General features: G+C 70.1%; 18 protein-coding genes and 1 riboswitch. Of the genes, 2 read left to right on the top strand and 16 right to left on the bottom strand.

The features are described 5' to 3' along the window. Positions 1-12 precede the first annotated feature (12 nt). Positions 13-453: an ABC transporter substrate-binding protein gene (locus tag H1D24_RS07175; protein WP_258563897.1), complete on the top strand. Its 441-nt coding sequence runs from the start codon at positions 13-15 to the stop codon at positions 451-453. A 130-nt stretch (positions 454-583) separates the two neighbouring features. Here H1D24_RS07175 and H1D24_RS07170 read toward each other — a convergent pair whose 3' ends face one another. The 14 genes from H1D24_RS07170 to H1D24_RS43515 form a co-directional block, all read right to left on the bottom strand. After that, positions 584-1417, bottom strand: a complete 834-nt coding sequence (locus tag H1D24_RS07170; RefSeq protein ID WP_181656542.1) for a carbohydrate ABC transporter permease — start codon at positions 1415-1417, stop codon at positions 584-586. 2 nt (positions 1418-1419) lie between these two features. After that, complete coding sequence (locus H1D24_RS07165) at positions 1420-2331, bottom strand: carbohydrate ABC transporter permease (RefSeq protein ID WP_181656541.1); 912 nt, start codon at positions 2329-2331, stop codon at positions 1420-1422. Further along, positions 2328-3572 carry an ABC transporter substrate-binding protein gene (locus tag H1D24_RS07160; protein WP_181656540.1) on the bottom strand — a complete coding sequence of 415 codons (1245 nt, stop codon included), beginning with the start codon at positions 3570-3572 and terminating at the stop codon, positions 2328-2330. The genes H1D24_RS07165 and H1D24_RS07160 overlap by 4 nt, the downstream gene beginning before the upstream one ends. A 460-nt stretch (positions 3573-4032) precedes the next feature. Further along, positions 4033-5109: an LLM class flavin-dependent oxidoreductase gene (locus H1D24_RS07155; protein ID WP_258563896.1), complete on the bottom strand. Its 1077-nt coding sequence runs from the start codon at positions 5107-5109 to the stop codon at positions 4033-4035. 451 nt (positions 5110-5560) lie between these two features. Continuing rightward, positions 5561-6631: an LLM class flavin-dependent oxidoreductase gene (locus H1D24_RS07150; RefSeq protein WP_181656539.1), complete on the bottom strand. Its 1071-nt coding sequence runs from the start codon at positions 6629-6631 to the stop codon at positions 5561-5563. 13 nt (positions 6632-6644) lie between these two features. Then, complete coding sequence (locus H1D24_RS07145) at positions 6645-8354, bottom strand: dipeptide ABC transporter ATP-binding protein (protein ID WP_181656538.1); 1710 nt, start codon at positions 8352-8354, stop codon at positions 6645-6647. Then, positions 8336-9265, bottom strand: coding sequence for an ABC transporter permease (locus H1D24_RS07140; RefSeq protein WP_181656537.1), 930 nt, complete (start codon positions 9263-9265; stop codon positions 8336-8338). The genes H1D24_RS07145 and H1D24_RS07140 overlap by 19 nt, the downstream gene beginning before the upstream one ends. After that, positions 9262-10221 (bottom strand): ABC transporter permease, encoded by a 960-nt coding sequence (locus tag H1D24_RS07135; RefSeq protein ID WP_181656536.1) that lies wholly within the window; start codon positions 10219-10221, stop codon positions 9262-9264. Before H1D24_RS07135 ends, H1D24_RS07140 begins: the two co-directional genes overlap by 4 nt. 3 nt (positions 10222-10224) lie before the next feature. Then, positions 10225-11844, bottom strand: a complete 1620-nt coding sequence (locus H1D24_RS07130; protein WP_181656535.1) for an ABC transporter substrate-binding protein — start codon at positions 11842-11844, stop codon at positions 10225-10227. Between the two features lie 276 nt (positions 11845-12120). Beyond that, positions 12121-12252 carry a putative leader peptide gene (locus tag H1D24_RS43520; RefSeq protein WP_309484231.1) on the bottom strand — a complete coding sequence of 44 codons (132 nt, stop codon included), beginning with the start codon at positions 12250-12252 and terminating at the stop codon, positions 12121-12123. A 19-nt stretch (positions 12253-12271) separates the two neighbouring features. Continuing rightward, a riboswitch (SAM riboswitch) is annotated at positions 12272-12384 on the bottom strand. Positions 12385-12662: 278 nt separating this feature from the next. Then, a complete protein-coding gene (locus tag H1D24_RS07125; protein ID WP_181656534.1) occupies positions 12663-14063 on the bottom strand; it encodes an NtaA/DmoA family FMN-dependent monooxygenase in 1401 nt (466 codons plus the stop codon). Then, positions 14060-15172: an LLM class flavin-dependent oxidoreductase gene (locus tag H1D24_RS07120; protein ID WP_181656533.1), complete on the bottom strand. Its 1113-nt coding sequence runs from the start codon at positions 15170-15172 to the stop codon at positions 14060-14062. The genes H1D24_RS07125 and H1D24_RS07120 overlap by 4 nt, the downstream gene beginning before the upstream one ends. A 365-nt stretch (positions 15173-15537) precedes the next feature. Beyond that, positions 15538-15765: a hypothetical protein gene (locus H1D24_RS41700; protein ID WP_220136478.1), complete on the bottom strand. Its 228-nt coding sequence runs from the start codon at positions 15763-15765 to the stop codon at positions 15538-15540. 52 nt (positions 15766-15817) lie between these two features. Next, positions 15818-16207 carry a Rossmann-fold NAD(P)-binding domain-containing protein gene (locus H1D24_RS43515; RefSeq protein ID WP_309484252.1) on the bottom strand — a complete coding sequence of 130 codons (390 nt, stop codon included), beginning with the start codon at positions 16205-16207 and terminating at the stop codon, positions 15818-15820. Between H1D24_RS43515 and H1D24_RS07110 the strand changes: the two genes are divergently transcribed. Further along, positions 16163-16780 carry a TetR/AcrR family transcriptional regulator gene (locus tag H1D24_RS07110; protein ID WP_309484249.1) on the top strand — a complete coding sequence of 206 codons (618 nt, stop codon included), beginning with the start codon at positions 16163-16165 and terminating at the stop codon, positions 16778-16780. The genes H1D24_RS43515 and H1D24_RS07110 overlap by 45 nt on opposite strands. Positions 16781-16893: 113 nt before the next feature. On the opposite strand, the gene metX is transcribed toward H1D24_RS07110, so the two are convergent. Beyond that, the gene (metX, locus tag H1D24_RS07105; RefSeq protein ID WP_181656747.1) at positions 16894-18039 is read right to left on the bottom strand and encodes a homoserine O-acetyltransferase MetX; all 1146 of its coding nucleotides are present in this window, start codon (positions 18037-18039) and stop codon (positions 16894-16896) included. Next, positions 18036-19397, bottom strand: coding sequence for a bifunctional o-acetylhomoserine/o-acetylserine sulfhydrylase (locus tag H1D24_RS07100; RefSeq protein WP_181656531.1), 1362 nt, complete (start codon positions 19395-19397; stop codon positions 18036-18038). Before H1D24_RS07100 ends, metX begins: the two co-directional genes overlap by 4 nt. Positions 19398-19712 lie beyond the last annotated feature (315 nt).

The following is a 19712-nucleotide window of genomic DNA, read 5'->3' as shown; positions in this document are numbered from 1 at the left end:
ACGAAAGCGGTCATGCGTGCATCGCTTTTCCCCGTCCGTGTCGCCACGTTCGCCCTTGCCCGCTTCATCTTCCGCCTACGCTCCGGGGCGACCTTCAGCGACGGCACGTCCGTCGACGCTGAGGCGGTCAAGAAGAACTTCGACGCCATACCGAAGCTCGGCGGCCTCGCGATCCTGGCGCAGGGATACCTCACCGACTATCGCGGTACGGAGGCCGTCGACCGACTGACCGCCAAGGTCATCTTCGACCGGCCCGACGCCGAGTTCTTGCAGGCCACTTCGACCGCTGCGCTCGGCCTGGTCTCGCCCGCCGACACGGCCAGCACCCCGGAGCGACGGTGCGCGGACGGTGTGCACGGCTCCGGGCCCTTCACCGTGTCCGGGTACCGGCAGAACCAGTCCCTCACGCTGCCACGTACGTATCGGGGGCGCTGCTCCCGGCCCACCCCGTGACGTGCGGCGCCACGGGGCGCACCGGCATGTGTTCCGGCTCGGTGAATGGTTGCCGTAACTGGCTTCCGACGACGCGGTGTCCGTTGTCGGCACGGACCTGGTGGTCGACGGCCGCGGCTCGCTGCAGCCCTCAGTCGATCCCTGACCGTTCCACCCCTGCCACGATCCACCGCTGGAAGCAGAGGAACACGACCAGCAACGGCAGGATCGACACGGCCGCCGCGACGAACAGCTCGTGCAACTTGATGACCTGGGACGTGGTGAAGGACGACAGCGCCACCTGCACCGTCCAGGCGTTCCGGTCCTGTCCGATCACCAGCGGCCACAGGAAGGAGTTCCACGCGCCGATGAACACGATCGTCCCTACGGCGGCGAACACGGGCCGTGCGTTCGGCACGACGATCAGCCAGTACGTCCGCCAGTAACCCAGCCCGTCGACCTGCGCCGCGTCCTCCAACTCCCTGGGGAATCCGAGGAAGTACTGACGGAAGACGAAGCAGGCGAAGGCCGAGAACAGCGTCGGGATGATCAACCCCCGGAGGGTCGAGATCCAGCCCAGCGACGACACGAGCACGAAGCTCGGGACGAAGGTGACGGCGGCCGGAACCATCAGGGTGCCGAGGATCGCGTAGAAGACCTTGTTCGCGTGCCGGTAGGGGATGCGGGCGAGGCCGTACCCGGCGAGCGAGGCGAGCAGCAGCGTACCGAGCGTCGTTGCGACCGCGATCAGCGCGGAGTTGAGCAGCGAGCGGGCGAAGGGGACGGAGGTGTCGGCGAAGAGTTCCCGTACGTTCCCCCACCTCACATCCGAGGGGAAGAAGGTCCACTGCGGCGAGGTGATGTCCTGCTCGCTCGACAGCCCGTTGCGCACGAGGAGATAGAAGGGGATGAGGAAGAGCAGAGCCAGCGCGATCAGCAGGACGAGCCGCAGGGCCCGCCCGACCCGTACCACCGCGTCTTCCATGGTCACTCCTCCCTCCTGCCCAGACCGAACCAGCGTGCCTGACCCACCGTCACCACCACGATGATCAGCGCGAGAACCACCGCGCCCGCGCTGCCGAGCCCGAGGTTCTGCCCCTGGCCGAGGGCGATGTAGTAGAGGTAGACGAGCGGCGGACGGGCGTACGGCGGGTACCCGCGGGCGTCCGAGAGGAGGTTGTAGAACTCGTCGAAGGCCTGGAAGGCGTTGATGACGAGGAGCAGGACGACCGCGATCGACGTGGCGCGCAGTTGCGGCAGCGTGATGTGCCGCAGCACCTGCCAGCCGGGCCGGGCGCCGTCGACCGCGGCGGCCTCGTACAGCCCGGGATCGATCCGCTGCAGCCCGGCCAGGAACAGGATCATGTAGAAGCCCGCCTGGAGCCACAGCCGTACCGTCACGATCACCAGCCAGTACCAGGGCGGGTCGGTGGTCGACAGCCAGGCGATCGGGTCGCCGCCGAACCAGCCGAGCACGGTGTTGGCGAGCCCGAACCGCACCCCGTTGAAGATGGACATCTTCCAGATGAGGGCCGCGACGACGTAACTGCACGCGGCCGGAAGGAAGAACACCGACCGGAAGAACGCCTGCGCCCGGCGCACCCGGTTGACCATCAGGGCGAGGGCGAGCGAGAGGACGTACGTCGCGGGCACGATGAACGCCGTGAAGACCAGGAAGGTGCGCAGACTGTCGGTGAAGGCGTCGTCCGACAGCACTGCCTGGTAGTTGTCGAGGCCGACGAACTCGGTGGGCGTGACGGTGTTGTGGGCGTCGAAGAAGCTGAGGCCGACGCTCCACAGCAGCGGGACGTACGTGAACAGACCGAGCCCGAGGGCGAACGGCCCGACGAAGATCCAGAACCAGAGAGTGTGGTTCCGCACTCTGCGTTCGGCCGTCACGACTTCTTCTTCACCCGGTCCAGTTCGGCCGATACCTTCCGGACGACCGTCCTCAGCTCGCTCTCCGGGTTGGCTCCGCTCTTGATGATCCGGCTCAGCGCGTCCTGGTAGGCGGTCTGGCTGGCGGGGGTCCACAGCAGCGGCTGGGCGTAGCCGTGGTCGGTGGTGAAACGGACGGCCTCGGCGGCCGCGCCCGTCTTCAGCTTGTCGGCCTTCTTGGCGAGAGAGATACGGGCGGGGATGTGGAAGCCGTAGGAGAGCGCGAAGTCCTCCTGGTAATCGGCGCGTTCGACCCACAACCACTTCACGAAGTCGCTGGCCGCCTCCTTGTGCTTGCTGCGGGCGCTGACGGCGGCCCCGAACGCGCCGACGGGGACGGCGGGACTGCCCGATCCGTCCTTGGGGAACGGCAGCACCCCGAAGTCGTCGCCGAGTTCCTTCTGTACCTGGGGCAGCGCCCACAGACCGGACCACTGCATGGCGGTCAGGCCCTGGAGGAAGGCGGACGGGTCCGACCAGTCGGTGGGGGCGCCGAGGAGCAGGGACTTGTCGGCGTACAGCTGGTAGATCTTGGCGAGGGCGAGGGCGGCGGCCGGGTCGTCGAATCCGACCTTGCCGTCCTCGGTGACGAGCTGAAGTCCGGCCGCGTACAGCGGAGTTCCGCCGAGGACACCGGCGCCGCCGTCGTTGCCGAGGAAGAGCCCCTTGACCTTCTTCGTGGTCAGCTTCCTGGCGGCGTCGACCAGCGCGTCGAGGGTGGTCGGCGGCTCCACGCCCGCGTCCTTCAGCAGGCTCTTGCGGTAGTAGAGCAGCTGCATGTCGATGACCTGCGGGATGCCCCAGATCTTCCCGTCATACGTCTTCGGGGTGAGCACGGCCGGGTTGAAGTCGTCCTTGACGCCCTCGAGCAGGTCGGTGAGGTCGACGACCTGGCCGCCCTGGATCTGATCGAGGGTGGGGCCGCCCTCGAAGACGTCGGGGCCGGATTCGGTGAGCAGCGCGGCGGCGGTCTGCTGGTCGTAGTTGCCGGGCCGCCACTGCACGGTGACCTCGGCCTTCTTGTAGGCGGCTGCGTACCGCTTCACCGCCTGCTCGGTGCCCGCCTCGCCGTATTGGTGGTACCACTGCGACAGCTTCGGCCCCGCACCGCTGCCATCGCCGCGCCCGGTGTTGGACCCGCAGGCGGTGAGCAGTCCGACGCCCGCCCCCGCGGCAAGCAGCGCCCTGCGGCTGATGGTCATGGTGCACGCCCCCAGACGGTCGTCGATGCACGGCCAGGTGATCCATCATGCGCCGCGATTACGACAGGAGTGTTGCAGCAGTCTGTACGTGTCAAGGCGTGCGTGCCCTTGCGCCGGTGAAGCGTCAAAGCCTGCTTGCCGTCCACCCAGGTGGCCGTGGCGCGGCATTCGCCGCCGCCCTGGCGCCCACGCCGTCCGTGTCTCCCCCTGCCCTTCCACCGCTGTTCCCCGTCGCACGAGAGTGCTGCCGCCATGCCCGTTCCCGCCGAAAGCACCCTCACCGTCCGCCCCCTAGACGCAATACCGGGCCTCTGTAGGTGATCTTGTGTGGGGTACTGACGGAGGGGCCGTGGGCTGCTTCGCTGAGGGTGTGCGAGGTGGCCTCGGGGTCTGGGGTGTGGGTGCGGTGTCGTTACGGCCGGGGAATTTTCAACGGATTCCCGTGATAGTGCCGTGCCCGTCACGTCACCGGTTCGCGCAGCTTGGGCAGCAGGTGGTCACCGATGCGACTGATCTCCTGCTTGTAGGGGGTGTCGGACAGGACGAAGTGGGTGATGCCGAGCTTGCGGTAGTTGTGCAGGGCCGTGGCGACGTCGTCGGCGGAGCCGACGAGCCAGGTGGTTCCCGCTCCGCCGCCGCCGTACTTGCCCGGGGTGGTGTAGAGGCAGGTGTCGAGCACCTCGCCGCGCTCGGCGAGATCGAAGAGGCGCTGCTGCCCGACTGCCGTCCTGCGGTTTCCCGTCCAGGTGGTCTCGCCGGCGCTTGCGGCCATCTTCGCGACCTTTGCCTCGGCGTCGCGCCATGCTTCCTCGGTGGTGTCGCGCACCAGTGTCGTGATCCGCAGCCCGAACTCGAGTGGTTTGTGCCGACGGCCCACCTGCTCGCTCAACGTCTTGAGCCGGTCGATGCGTTCGGCGAGCCCGTCGAGTGGCTCACCCCAGAAGAGCTGAACGTCGGCCTCGGCCGCCGACACCCGTTGCGCGGCCTCGGATGCACCGCCGAAGTAGAGCGTCGGATGCGGCCGCTCATCGGTGCCGTACGGGCGTGGCGCGACAGTGGATCCGGTGACCTGGAAATGCTCGCCCTTGAACGTGACGTCCTCTTCGGTCCAGAGGCGCCGCACGAGATGCAGGAACTCCTGTGTGCGGGCGTACCGTTGCGCCGGGTCGATGCGTGTGTCGCCGTACGCGGCCAGGTTGTCCAGTCCGCTGACGATGTTGACGAGGACGCGTCCACGAGTGAGTTGGTCGAGCGTCGCCGCCGCGCTGGCGAAATGAGCCGGCTGCCAATAGCCGGGACGAATCGCGATCAAAGGCTTGAACGTCGTGGTCCGAGCCGCCAGAGCCGTGGCGACGGTGAAGGTGTCCGGACGCCCCCATCCGGTGCCGATCAGGGCGCCGCCCCAGCCGTGATCTTCTGCCGTACGGGCGAGTTCCGTTGAATATTCGATGGACCCCCAGCCAGATGTTGTGTCGTCGCCACGGTGTCCCGGTTCGACGGTGTTGGGGATGTACCAGAGGAATTCCAGACTCATCATGCTTCCGATCGCTGCTGGCCGCCGCCGGCGCGAAGCCGGTCGGGGTTGGATATGGAGAGTGAGGCGTCGGTGTGCGGACGGAGAACGCAGGCAGGCGTGCCGTCGTGTCCGGGCGGCGGGCCGGTTTCCGTACGACCCACGTGTCAGAGGGTGAACAGATCGACCTTGCCGAGGCCTGCCGCTGCGGCGTTGGCGAGTTGGGCTGACTGCACCTCGGCGGTTTGGCCTTGGACCAGGACGAACAGAGCCGAGCGTGCATGGAGCTGTGCGGTGTTGTCGTGTTGTCGGCCAGAGCGCCCCTCTCGGCCTGCGGCGATTCATCGAATGCGGTTGCAGCGTCAATCCTGCAGCCCGCTCTGCGCCCCCTAGTCGCCCAGACGCGATAGTCGCCCTGACGCAATCCAACGCGACGGTCGCGTGCTGCCGCGTTCGCCTCGACGTGCAAGGACACTCAGGCCGTGCGCCCGGCCTTGATGGGCTGCCTGGCTGCGGCGTCCTCCTCGGCGGGCAGCCAGCCCAGCTCGGGCGCGATCAGGTGGCGTACATCGTGCAGGATCTGCTCGTACTCCTCCCGATGGAACTCGTACGGCAGTTCCAGGCGCAGCTCCGACACCGACGCGACCACGGGGTCCGCGGTCAACTGCTCCAGGATCTGCTCGGCGGTCCCGACCACGTCCGGGGCGAACAGTATCTGCTTCGGGCCAAAGGTCCGCGGCGCCAGGGTGCGCTCGTGCCGGCCGGCCGCGTAGTCCCGGTAGCGGGCCCGGGTGGCCGCGTCGGCGCTGTCGAGCGGCACGATCACCCGCCCCAGCGCCACCCGTGCCGCCGACCGGGCGTCGCCCAGGGTGCGCCGGTACTCGGAGAGCAGGTTCAGCTGGGCCGTGGTGAAGTCGTCGGTGCCCTCGCTGCTGACGATGTTTCCGGACAGCAGGTTCAGGCCGGTCTCGGCGGCCCAGCGGACCGAGCGCAGGCTGCCTCCGCCGTACCAGATCCGGTCCACCAGGCCGGGGTTGTGCGGTTGCAGCCGCGGCCGCTGGGTGTTGCCGGGCGAGTGGATCACCGTGTCCGGGGCGCCGAGATAGTGGCCGCGCAGGTTGTCGACGAGGCGGGCGATCCTGCCGTAGGACAGGTCGAAGCTGCGCCAGTCCCCGTCGTACACCAGATCGCCGAGCAGCTCGGCGTGCGGCATGCCGGTGCTGAAGCCGACCTGCAGCCGTCCGCGGGACAGTACGTCGGCCAGCGACAGGTCCTCGGCCAGCCTGAACGGGCTCTCGTACCCGATCGGGATGACCGCGGTCCCCAGCTCGACCCGCTCGGTGCGCTGGCCGGCCGCGGCGAGGAACACCGCGGCCGAGCCGACGCCGTGCTCGAGGTGGCGTTGCCGGATCCAGGCGCCGTCGAAGCCGAGCCGTTCGCCGTACTCGAACAGCTGCAGCGTCTCCTCCAGGCCCGTGTACGGGTCGTCGTCGGCGAAGTTGCCCGGGGTGAGAAAGGCCAGCGAGGTGATCTCGGGAGTGCTCATGCGGGGGTCGTCCTCACGTCGTGGTCGGCTCGGCGGCGGGGGAGGCGTGGCGTCCGCCCGGGATCGCCGCGAGCAGCTCGCGGGTGTACTCGTGGCCGGGGTGGGTGAACAACTCCTCGACGGTCCCCGCCTCCACGATGCGGCCGGACCGCATGACGGCGACCTGGTGCGCGATCTGCCGTACGACGGCGAGGTCGTGCGAGATGAACAGGTACGCCACTCCGGTGTCGGCCTGGAGCTCGGCGAGCAGATCGAGGACCTGAGCCTGGACGGACACGTCGAGCGCGGACACCGGCTCGTCGCACACGACCAGGTCCGGCGACAGCGCGAGGGCGCGCGCGATCGCCACGCGCTGCCGCTGCCCGCCGGACAGTTCGGCCGGGCGACGGTCCAGGGTCGAGGCGGGCAGTGCCACCCGGTCGAGCAGTTCGCGGGCCCTGTCGAGCCGGGAACGCCGGTCGCCGACCTTGAAGGCGCGCAGCGGCTCGGTGATCACCTCGCCGATGGAGAACCTCGGGTCCAGCGAGGCGTACGGGTTCTGGTAGACGAGCTGGGCCCGTCGGCGCAGCTGCCTGGCCCCTGCCCCGCGAGCGGTCGTGACATCGGCGCCGTCGAACAGGACGCGCCCGGCGGTCGGGTCGGTCAGGCGCAGCACCAGGCGGGCGGTGGTGGACTTCCCAGAGCCGGATTCGCCGACCAAGGCCAGGGTCTGGCCGCGGTGGAGAGTGAAGCTGACGTCGTCGACCGCGCGCAGCGTCCGGGACTCGCCCGCCGCGCGGGGCAGCCGGAACTCCTTGACCGCGTTGCGGACTTCGACCAGAGGCGCTGTCGCCGTGTCGGCCGTCGACGTGGAGACCGTGGCCGCGGGGCGTGCCGTGGTCAGGCTGGGAGCGCTCGCCAACAACTGCCGGGTGTAGGCGTGTTGCGGGTCTTCGAGGATGGCGCGGGTCGGGCCGGTCTCGACGACCTGCCCCTGCGACATGACGACGACGCGCTGTGCCCGGTCGGCGGCGACCCCGAGATCGTGGGTCACGAGCAGGACCGTGGTGCCGTACTCCTCGGTGAGGTGCTGGAGTTGGTCGAGGATGACCCGTTGCACGGTGACGTCGAGCGCGCTGGTCGGCTCGTCGGCGATGATCAGTTTCGGCTTCGCGGCGATGGCCACGGCGATCAGCGCCCGTTGCCGCATGCCGCCGGAGAGCTCGTGCGGGTACTGCCGTGCGCAGGTGGCCGGATCGGGCAGCCCGGCCTGGCCCAGGACGGCGATCGCCTCCGACGGCGCGGTGCGGCGGGTCGCCAGCCCGTGGATGCGCAGGACCTCGGCGACCTGCTCGCCGACGCGCTTGACCGGGTTGAGCGACACCGACGGGTCCTGGGGCACGAGGCCTATCTGCGCGCCGCGCACGGTGCGCAGTTCCGCTTCCGACAGCGTGGTGAGGTCGTGCCGGCCGAAGCGGATCGTGCCGGCGTCGATCCTGCCGTTCGCCGCCAGGAGCCGGATGATCGCATGCGCGGTCGTGCTCTTGCCGGACCCGGACTCGCCTACCACCGCGGTCACTTCACCGGGCCGTACGTCGAGGTCCACGCCCCGCACCGCCGGCACCGGGCCGCCACGAGTGTCGTACGACACCGACAGGCCGCGTATCTCCAAGAGTGCTGTGGTCACGTCCTCACCCGTTCGTGATTCGTTGGTCACGGGGCCGGTCATCGCTGCCGGGACCATTCGCCGTCCAGCGCCCGCGCGATGCGGTTGGTGGCCAGCACCGTCGCGGCGATCACCAGGCCGGGCAGAGCGGTGAGCCACCAGGCGTTGCCCAGGTAGTTGCGGCCGTCGGAGATCAGCGTGCCCCACTCCGGCGCCGGCGGAGGCGCGCCGTAGCCGAGGAAGCTCAGCGCCGACACGGCAAGGATCGCGGTGCCGAGTTCGAGGGTGGCCAGCACGACGACCGGGCCCGCGGCGTTGGGCAGCACGTGCCGGCCCAGCACCGAGTACCAGCGGGCCCCGCACGAGCGGGACGCCTCGACGAAGACCGCCTGCCGCACCCGCAGCACCTCCGAGCGTGCCACCCGGGCGAAGCCGGCGACGCTGGCGATCCCAACCGCGACCGCCACCTTCACCGTTCCGTAGCCCAGCGCGGTGACCAGGGCGAGGGACAGGAACAGCGCGGGTATGGACAGCAGTACGTCGACGAAGCGCATCAGGACGTCGTCGACCCAGCGGCCCACGAACCCTGCCACCAGACCGAGCAGGCCGCCGACCACGAACGCGACCGCCACCGCGATCAGCGTCGCCTTGAGGGACAGCTGCGCCCCGTGGACGACGCGGGAGAACAGGTCACGTCCCAGCTCGTCGGTGCCGAACCAGTGCTCGCTGCTCGGGCTACGGAAGTTCTGCGACGACACCCCCTTCAGCGGATCCCGCGAGGTGAAAAGACCCGGCCAGAACGAGGCCAGCACCACCAGAACGACGACGAGGACCGAGGCCAGCAGGCCGGGGCGGCGCAGCAGGAACCGCAGGACCCGCCGCGCTTCGACGCGGCGCCCCGGACCCGGACTCGTGCCGGTTCCCGGATCGACCGGTCGTGCCGGGCCGACCGCGGCCTCGGAGGTGTCGACGACAAGGCTCTGGCTCATGCGAAACTCGCCTTCCTGCTCGAGGCCACCACGATCCGCGGGTCCAGCAGCGGATAGACGAGATCGACGATCAGGTTCGACAACACGAAGATCAGCGCCCCGAACACCACCACCCCCTGGACCAACGGGATGTCCTGGGCGGTGACCGCGGCGGCCGTCACCCGGCCCAGGCCGTCGCGGGAGAACACCGTCTCGACGACCACCGCACCGGCGATGAGCTGCCCGACCAGCAGACCGACGACCGTCAGGGCCGGCAGGGACGCGTTGCGCAGCGCGTGCCGCAGATGGATCCGCCACCGGCCGGCGCCCTTGGCCCGGGCGGTCTCCACGTAGGCCTGGTCCAGCGCCGTGAGCAGGCTCTTGGCCAGCACCTGCGCGACCAGCGCGCCGGTCGGGACGGCCAGCGTCACCGCGGGCAACACCAGTCCCCGCAGCCCGTCGTTGCCGAAGGCCGGGAACCAGCGCAGCCGGAAGGAGAACGCCTCGACGAGGACCAGCCCGACCCAGAACGTCGGAACCGACACCCCGAGCGGCGGCAACGACAGCAGCAGCTGCCGCAGCCACCGCTGCCGGGTGTAGGTCGCCAGCACCGCCAGACCGCCGCCGATGACCACCGCGAGCAGCAGCGCGGCTCCGGTCAGCTGCAGGGTCTGCGGCAGCGCGTCGGTCAGGGTCGCGGTCACCGCGCGGCCGGTGGAGACCGAGTCACCGAAGTCACCGCGCACCGCCCGGCCGAGGTAGTCGGCGTACTGCACCAGCACCGGTTTGTCGAAGCCGTACTGGTGCCGGAGCGCGGCGAGTTGCGCCGGATCGATCTCGGCCGAGTCCGCTCCGGCGCCGGCCATCGCCGACACCGGATCACCGGGCAGGAAGTCCAGCACGAGGAACGACACCGTGTAGGCCGCCCACAGTACCCCGACCGCCTGCGCGAGACGCTTGATCACATAGCGGGACATGCCCTACCCGATCCAGGTGTCGTGCAGCTGGATCCGGCTGGAGGCGTCGAAGTCGAGGTTGTGCACCTTCTTCGACACGCCCAGTTGGGTCTGCAACTCCACCACCGGCACGGTGTGGGCGTTCTGCACGATCAACTTCTGTGCCTCGCCCACCAGTTGCTTCCGCTTGGCCGCATCGGTGGTCGCCGCCTGCTGGGCCAGCACCGAGTCCAGCTCGCTCGCCGGCACGCGGTACCAGTTGGCAAGCTTGGTGGAGTACGAGCTCCGCAGAATGTCCGGGTCGGCGCGGGTCACGTTCCCCCACAGCCCGTCGAAGTCACCGGACTGGTTCACCTGGGCGATCTGGGTGATCTGCAGTTCCTTGAGCACCAGGTCGATGCCGACGGACTTGAGCTGCTGCTGGATCAGTTCCAGCGCCGGCTGGTTCGTGGCCGCGTTCGTGAACCACTTGACGGTCAGGCTCAGTTTGGTGCCGTTCTTGGACCGGATGCCGTCCCCTCCCGCCTTCCAACCGGCCGAGTCCAGCAGGGACTTCGCCTTCGCGGCGTCGTAGGACAGGTCTGAGCTGAGGTTCTCGTAATCCGGCGTGGTGTGCGCCAGGACACTGGTCGCCGGCTGGGTGCCGGTCGGGAACACCGTGTCGGCGATCTGCTGCCGGTCGATGGCGTACCGGATCGCCTGCCGTACCTTCGTGTCCTTCAGGATCGGCCGGGAGTTGTTCAGCCCCAGGCCGAACACCACGCCGGGGTTCGCCCGCCGCTGCAGGGTCACCTGGCCGCCCTTGAGCGTCGCCTCGTTGGCCTTGCCGACGCTGCTGATCGCGTCCACCTGGCCGGACTGCAGACTGCCGGCCCGCACACCCGCCTCGGGCACCACCTTGAACACCAGCTTGTCCAGGTACGCCTCGCCCTTCTTGCTCCACAGCGAGGAACCCCAGTCGTATCCGCTGCGCTTGGCCAGCGTGATCGAGCGGTTCTGCACGTACTGCTTCAGTACGAAGGGACCGGATCCGGCCACGCCTTGGCTGCACTTCTGCTGCGGGGTCTTCTTCACGCTCGCCGACGACTCGATCCCCAGCGAATGCGTCGAAGTGGCCTGGAGGAACTGCGCGTTGGGCTCCTTGAACTTCACCCGGACCGTGAGCTTGTCGACCGCGGTCGTGCTCGCCACACCGCTCAGATACCCCTGGGCGAGGATCCCCAGGGCGCCGAGCTTCGGTACCGCGTCGAAGTTCTCCTTGACCACCTGGGCGGTCAGCGGTGATCCGTCGCTGAAGGTGACACCTGATCTCAGATGGAAGGTGAACGTCGTCGCGTCCGAGCTGACGTCCCAGCTCTTGGCCAGCCACGGCACGATCTTGCCGGTCTCCGGGTCCTGGTCGGTCAGGGAGTCCACGACCTGGCGCACCGAGTAGATGGTGTCGTTGCTGCCGACCTGCTGCGGATCCACGCAGCCGGAGTCGGAACCCACCGCGAAGGTCAAGGTGCCACCGGACGTGGCCTGGCCAGTGCCGTTGGCGGATTCGCCGCTGCTCGACCCGCAGGCGGTCAGCAGGAGGCTGGTGGTCAGGAGGGCGGCCAGAGCCGCCCACCGGCTGGATCGGGAATCCGGATGAGCTGTCACGGAGGGTTCTCCTACTCGTGCTCGTGTCACCACGCACCGGGCCGTGCGAACCGTGGCTGTGCGCGGACGTGGCGCCCCGCCAGGCACAACACCGTGACGGGTCACGCTGTTCAGAGGGACTTCAGGAGTGACTTCAGAGGGCCTTCATAGGGCCGTCAGAGGGGGAGAGGGGCGGCGGCGCGACATGGCCGGGCACACCTGCCAAGAGGTGTGGAGGGGGAGCTGCGGCCGACGACGGACGTCAGCCGACCGGATGGACCGGAATCAGCCGCCGAATCAGCCGTGACACAGGCAGCCGGCGAAGCGCTGCAGATCGATGTGGCGTCGACGCGAAAAGCAGGAGAACAGCGTCGCAGCCGCGAGGGAGGCACTCAGGTCGCCGCTGTGCCGCACGCCGGTCCTCCACATCTCGAGCCCCGGTCACGGGGCCACGCGCTTGCAGAATCGTCGGTGACCCTGCCGGGCTTTCACCTGGAGCACCCCACCGCGCAGGAGGGTTGCCGGTCAGCCAGCCAGGGCTTGACGCTGACGCTCAATGCCGATCGCGAGCTTACGGAGCGGTGTTGCTGTCCGTCAATGGCGGAAATCCCTTCTTGAGAACGGTGACGTCTGCGAATTCCAGCAGGGCCGCGCAGTCGTTCAGGCGGCCCCGGTCGAGGCAGAGCGGCAGTGGGCCCAGCCGAGGGGGCCCCAGCGATGGCGACCCGGATGCCGACATCCGATGGCGGCCCGGATGCCGACATCACCGCCGCCCTGGGCCGGGGATTCACCGCGTGGAGGTGAACACCGCCGAGCCCAGCGGCAGCGGACGTCGCCGGTCAGCTCGCCTGGCGGCGGTCGGGTGCGGAGCGGTGGGTGAGGGGTTCGCGCAGACCGAGGTGGGAGCGGAGCGTCGTACCGGTGTACTCGGTGCGGTAGACGCCACGCTCCTGCAGTTCCGGGACGAGTAGGTCGACGATGTCGTCGAGGCCGTCCGGGATGAGGTACGGCGTGACGTTGAAGCCGTCGATCGCGCCGTGCCGCACGAAGTGGGCGAACTTGTCGGCGAGGCCGGACGGGGTGCCGACGTGGCCGCGCTGGGGGCCGAGCGCGATGACGGTCTCGCGCAGAGACCAGCCGTGCGCCTCCGCCTTGGCACGCCACTCGGCGACCACCGTGCGCGGGTCGGCGATGCGCCGGGCACCGAAGGAGCCGTCGTTCTCGGTGACGACCGGGTCCTCCTTGGGCAGCGGCCCGTCGGCGTCGCGGTCGGACAGGTCGATGCCCCACAGCAGTCCGGCGATCCCCAACGCCGTTGCAGGCGTGACCTGTTGCAGCCGGATCCAGCGCTTCTTCTCCAGCGCCTCCTCCTCGGTGGCGCCGATGATGATCTCCGTACCGGGCAGGATCCGCAGATCGTCGTCCGGCCGCCCGACCGCCCGCAGCCGGCGCCGGATGTCCTCGGCGAAGGCCAGCGCGTCGTCGAAGTCGTTGCCGTGCGCGGAGAAGATGACGTCGGCGTTGCGGGCGGCGAAGTCGCGTCCCTCACCGGAGTCCCCGGCCTGGAAGATGACGGGGTGGCCTTGGGAGCTGCGCGGCAGGGTCGGGGCGAGGTCGACATCGAACTGCAGGCCCTTGTGGCGCACTTGGCGCACGGCACCGGGCGCCGACCAGGCGGGCGCGCCCGCGGAGCCGGCGACGGCTCCGTCCTCCCACCCGTCCCACAGGGCGCGGGCCACGGTGAGGAACTCCTCGGCGCGCCGGTAGCGGTCGGCGTGGTCGAGGTAGCCGCCGCGGCGGAAGTTCGCGCCGGTCCAGGCGTTGTCGGTGGTCACCACGTTCCAGCCGGCACGGCCTTCGGAGAGCAGATCGAGTCCGGACAGACGACGTGCGAGGTCGGCGGGCTCGTTGAAGGTGGAGTTGGAGGTGCTGACGAGGCCGATCCGGCGGGTCACGGCGGCCAGCGCGGCGAGCTGGGTGATCGCGTCCGGCCGCCCGGCCACGTCGAGATCGTGGATACGGCCGTCGACCTCGCGCAGCCGGAGCCCCTCGCCGAGGAAGAACGCGTCGAACAGGCCCCGTTCGGCTGTCTGGGCGACCCGGCGGAAGGAGGCCGGGTCGATCTGGGAGCCGCTCTCCGGTGCGGACCAGATGGTCCAGTGGTTGACACCTTGGAAGAACACCCCGAAATGGAACTGGGCGTCGGGCCGGGGGACGTCGAAGGGATCGGTGCGGGTCATCGGGCATCCTCCTGGGCGGCCGCGGCTGCGGCTGCGGCGGCGAAGCGGTTGGCGGGGCGCTCAAGACCCAGAGTCGAGCGCAGGGACGTACCGGGCAGGGGGCGGGCGACGAGCCGCCGCTCGCTGAGGGCGGGCAGGACGAGGCTGGAGAGGACGGGCAGATCCTCGTCCAGCACCAGCGGATGCAGGCGTACGCCGTTCACAGAACTGCTCAACTCGCCAAGCAGCGCGACCAGTTGGTATGCGGAGCCGATGTGTCGCAGGCGCCCCCGATCGGTCCACGTGGCGTGCCGCTGCAGGTCGGCGACGCGCTCGGCACCACTGGCCTCCGGCGTGTCCAGCGCGACCTCGACCTCGGCGAAGACGCGGGGCGTGCCCGCGGCAGCGGCGGCCGTCGTGACCGCCGCGAGGTCGCGGCCCGCGACGAGAGCGACGTCGAGCTGCGCGGCGGGAACGAGGTCCGGCCGGCCCAGGACAACGAGCTGCCCCTGCGGCGGGCGCGGCACGATCGCCGGGCCCTTCACGGCATACGTCTCCCCGGTGAAGTCGATGTAGTGGAGCCGCTCGCGGTCGAGGTAGCGGCTGGTGGCCACCGACCGGATGACCGCGTCGTCCTCCCAGGAGTCCCACAGGGCACGCACCACCTCCACGCCGTCGCGGGACTCCCGGGCCCGCGCGTCGGCGTCGGCGACCACGGACCGTCCCCAGGCGCGGGCCGCCTCGGGATGGTCCTCCTCCGTCACCACCCACCCTGCGCGGCCGAGGGAGATGTGGTCCAGGGACGCCAACTGGCTGGAGACGTGGAACGGTTCGGCGTACGTGACCGGTACGACAGGGGCGATCCCGATCGTGCTTGTGGACGCGGCGATGAAGGCCGCCCGCTCCACCGCGCCGATCCGGCCCACCGGATCCGGCGAGACTCCGGGCGGCAGCACGCCGTCGTCCAGGGTGACGAGGGTGAACCCGGCGTTCTCGGCCACGGCGGCGACGCCGGCCACGCGGCGCGGGGTGAGGAGCTGGTCGGGGGAGTGGGCGGCGCGGCGCCAGGCCGCGGGATGGGCGCCGTCGCCGTCGATCTCGACGGCGAGGTGGAGAGCGGGACCGGACATGGATGTTCCTTCCGAGAACACGAGACACGAGAACCCGCGGCCACAGGGCCGCGACAAGACGGCCGACGGAGCGGGGTGACAGGGCTCAGACGCGTGCGGAAGGACAGACCGCGGAGGAGGTGCGGCAGTAGTCGACATGCCGCCGGGTGATCAGGCGCGCGTCGGTGCCGGCACTCTGCGGTGCCGCGCCAGATACACGCATCGAGGGCCTCCACCCGTCCGGAACATGCGGGTTCAACGTACGTCGTCCGCCCCGGCGAGTGTCAAGGCCGATTCGATGCAACCCGCGCCTGTCACGGCAGGTCTACGCCGGAGTGGCTCGCGTCCCGTGATGTCCGTGCCTCGGCTGCCGTATCCCTGGAAGGTCAGCCGGGCACGGCCTGCTGCTGTGCTGGACCGAGCAGCTGGGCACGCAGTGCGGCGGCGCCGGACTCCGCGAGCCAGTCCGCCAGGGTGCGCAGTCCGGGGTGTACGACACGCAGCGCCTCGATGTCGGCGTGCCAGCGTTGGCCGGCCAGCCACCGCTGCCGGACCTCCGCGATCTCCGGGTTGAGCGCGGCGGCCTCGTCGTGGGTGAGTTGCGCGTAGCGCACCTCGACGCCGGTCGCGTCGCTGATCGCGGCGACCGCCTCGGCTGGTGTCGGATCATCGCCGGCCAGCTTCCAGGGTGCGTCCGGCGAACCGGTCCGGCTGGTCGAAGGCCAGGGCGGCGAACTCGGCGATGTCCTCCAGGGCGATGACCTGGACGGGCTCGTAGGGCGGGAAGATGTGCCGGTGGACGCCGTCCGCGATCCCGTCGACACCGATGCCGGACAGCGTGAGGAAGTTCGTCATGAACCGGACGGGGCGCAGCACGGTCACGAGCGGAATCCGTTCGCGCAGGTAGTGCTCGATGCGCCGCTTTCCCGAGAAACCGGGGCCCTCAGCGGAGGTCGAGGCGACCCCGGCGAGGCGTTCGCCGGGCAGGGCCTCGACGTCTCGCTCGGGGAGATCGCGCGCCGGGCGGGAGTCGGCGCCGGCACCGTGTACCGGCACTTTCCGAGCAAGCAGGTCCTCCTCGAGGCGGTGCTCGTCCAGCACATGGACGACCTGGCCGCCGCCGGCCGGAGGCGGATGGCCCGATCCGCGCCCACCGAGGCGTTCTTCGCATTCCTGCTCGACGTCATCGAGAAGTCCCGCGGGCGTCAGCACGTCTGCGACGTGGTGACCGCCGACGAGAGCTGGCCGCGCCAGATGCTCGCGGCGGCCGCGCAGCGGTTCCGTCAGGTCCTGACCGCGTTGCTCCACGGGGCGCAGCGGGCCGGCGGTGTCCGCGCCGGCATCGGTCCCGACGACGTCACCTCGCTCACCGTCGGATGCGCCGCGATGCTCGCCGTCCACCGCGACCGAGCCGCCGGCATCCGGCTCGTGCACCTGACCCTGGACGCCCTGCGGCCCTCCGCCTCGGTCACGGAACTCCACACCTTTCGTGACGCGGGCGGTACCACCCCCGCGGCGCGCTGCGAGGAGTGCGGCACCTCGCTCCCGTGCCGGCCCACCGGCCGCCCGGCGCGCTACTGCGGCGCAACCTGCCGACAGCGGGCCCGCCGCCGACGCCTCGCGGGCTGAGCAGGCATACCGGGCGCGTCGCCGAGGCTGCGCCTGACGGCATCGTCGGTGCCGAGCCGACTCTCGCTGAGAGAGTCAGAGCCGCCTGCCTGGCTCCGGCCACCGGGGAGGGCCTATGGAACGAGTTCGCCCACCAGTGCGGCGACCTGCTCCACTTCGATGAGGAAGCCGTCGTGGCCGTATGGGGACTCGATGAGCCGGAGGTCGCCCGCCGTGGCGATGCTCGCCGCCAACTCCGCCTGCTGGGACGGCGGATAGAGACGGTCGGAGTCCACCCCGGCCACGAGGGTCCTGGCGGTCACCCGGCTCAGGGCAGCGCGCACGCCGCCGCGGCCGCGGCCGATGTCGTGGCTGTTCATGGCCTCGGACAGCACGACGTAGCTGCCCGCGTCGAAGCGGCGCACCAGCTTGGCCGCATGATGGTCGAGGTAGGACTCGACCTGGTACCGGCCGCCGTACCACGGGTCCTCCGAGCCCTGCGGCGAGCGGCCGAAACGGATCTGGAGTTCCGGCTCGCTGCGGTAGGTGACGTGGGCGAGCCGTCGGGCCAGGCCGAGCCCGGCGTGCGGACCCCGACCGGTGTCGTGGTAGTGGCCGCCGCGCCAGTTCGGGTCGGAGCGGATGGCGTGCAGCTGGATGTCGGCCCAGGCGATCTGCTCGGCGCTGGCCGCGGCCGCCGTGGCGAGCAACAGGAGCGCGTCCGTCCTCTCCGGATGCGACACGGCCCATTCCAATGCCCGCATTCCGCCCATCGAGCCGCCGACCACCAGGGCCCAGCGGTCGATGCCCAGCGCGTCGGCCAAGTCGGCTTCGGCCGCGACCTGGTCTCGCTGTGTCAGAAACGGGAAGTCGCCGCCCCAGCGTCGTCCGTCGAGGCGCGGGGACGACGGCCCGGTGCTTCCCTGGCAACCACCGAGCACGTTCGGAGCGACGACGAACCAGCGGTCCGTGTCGAGCGCGCGCCCGGGTCCGATAAGTCCGTCCCACCAGCCGGGAGTGGGGTGGCCGGGCTCGGCGGGACCGACCACATGGCTGTCGCCGGTGAGGGCGTGCAGCACCAGCACCGCGTTGGAGTGATCCGGCGCGAGCCGTCCCCAGGCCTCGAACGCGAGCCGCACACCGGGCAGTTCACCGCCCGCCTCCAAGGGGAGCGGCCTCTCGCGTACATACCACTGGCGACGCCCGGGCGGATCCCCCTCCCGCCAGGCCCCGGAGGCCGGAGGGAGGGGAATCTCCGAGGGCGTCAGTACGGTGTTCAGGACGCGCCCTTCGCCGCGCGGAACCCGGCCTCCAGGTCCGCCTTGAGGTCGGCGAGGTTCTCGATGCCGACCGAGAGGCGCACCAGACCGGGGGAGGTGCCGGTGGCCGCCAGCTGCTCCTCGTCGAGCTGGCTGTGGGTGGTGGACGCCGGGTGGATGATGAGGCTGCGTACGTCACCGATGTTGGCGAGATGACTGAACAGCTCGACGGCGTCCACGAACCGCTTGCCCGCCTCGACGCCGTCCCGCAGCTCGAAGGCGACAACGGCACCCGCGCCGCGCGGCAGATACTTCCGCCCCGCCTCGTACCAGCGGCTGGACTCCAGCCCCGGATAGTGGACGGCGGCGACCTCGTCGCGCTGCTCCAGCCATTCCGCCAGGGCCTGTGCGTTCGCGGAGTGCCGTTCGATGCGCAGGCTGAGCGTCTCCACGCCCTGCAGGAGCAGGAAGGCGGAGTGCGGCGAGAGGGCGGGCCCTAGGTCGCGCAGCAACTGCACCCGCAGCTTTACGGCGAAGGCGCCCGGGCCGAGCGCCGGCCAGTACTGCAGACCGTGGTAGCTGGGGTCGGGCTCGGTGAAGTCGGGGAACCGCTCGGCATGGGCCCCGAAGTCGAAGGTGCCGCCGTCGACGACCACACCCGCGATGGCCGTGCCGTGCCCGCCCAGGAACTTGGTCGCCGAGTGCACGACGATGTCCGCGCCGTGCTCGATCGGCCGCAGCAGATAGGGGGTCGGCACGGTGTTGTCCACGATCAGCGGGACGCCTGCCTCATGCGCGACGTCCGCGACCGCCCGTATGTCGAGCACGTTCCCGCGCGGATTGCCCAGCGTCTCCGCGAACAGCGCCTTGGTGTTCGGGCGGATCGCCGCTCGCCAGGCCTCGACGTCGTCCGGATCGTCGACGAAGGACACCTCGATGCCCAGCTTCGGCAGCGTGTGCCGGAACAGGTTGTACGTACCGCCGTACAGCGACGTACTGGAGACGATGTGGTCGCCGGAGCTCGCCAGAGTGAGGATCGCCAGGGTCTCCGCCGCCTGCCCGGAGGACAGTGCCACGGCCGCGACCCCGCCCTCCAGGGCGGCGATGCGCTGCTCGAAGACGTCCTGGGTGGGGTTGTGGATGCGGGTGTAGATGTTGCCGGGCTCGGCGAGCGAGAACAGGTCGGCGGCGTGCTGCGTGTCCCGGAACACGAACGACGTCGTCTGGTAGATCGGCGTCGCCCGGGCGCCGGTCGTCGGATCGGGCGCGGCACCGGCGTGGATCTGCTTGGTCTCGAAGGACCAGGCCGAGGTGTCGGGTCCGGCGGGTTCGTCTTCGGGGGTGTGGCCTGCGGTGACGGAGTCGATGGGCTGGCTCATGGTTCTCCCTTGTACGGGGACGGCGGTGCTCGGGTGTGAAAAAGGGGAAGGCGAAGGAACCGCAGGCTGAGAGCCCGTGCCCGGACGAGGGCAGCGGTCAGCGCGGTGCAGTGGGAATCAGCGCAGTGCGGTCGGAAAGCAGCTGGTCAGATGCCGGGGCGCGACGTCAGCCCACGGCGGAACAACCCGTGGTGGTGACACGCACGTAGTCCACGTGGCGGCGAGTCACGAGCACGGTCATGCAGCCAGGTAACCACATAGGCGATTCACGCACCAGCACCATGTGGTCGTCTCACCGGCTGGGACGCGTGGTGG

The organism is Streptomyces himalayensis subsp. himalayensis (genome assembly GCF_013778455.1).
Classification (GTDB): domain Bacteria; phylum Actinomycetota; class Actinomycetes; order Streptomycetales; family Streptomycetaceae; genus Streptomyces; species Streptomyces himalayensis.
Note: the sequence above shows the minus strand (reverse complement) of the source record. Positions and strands in the feature narration are given on the sequence as shown.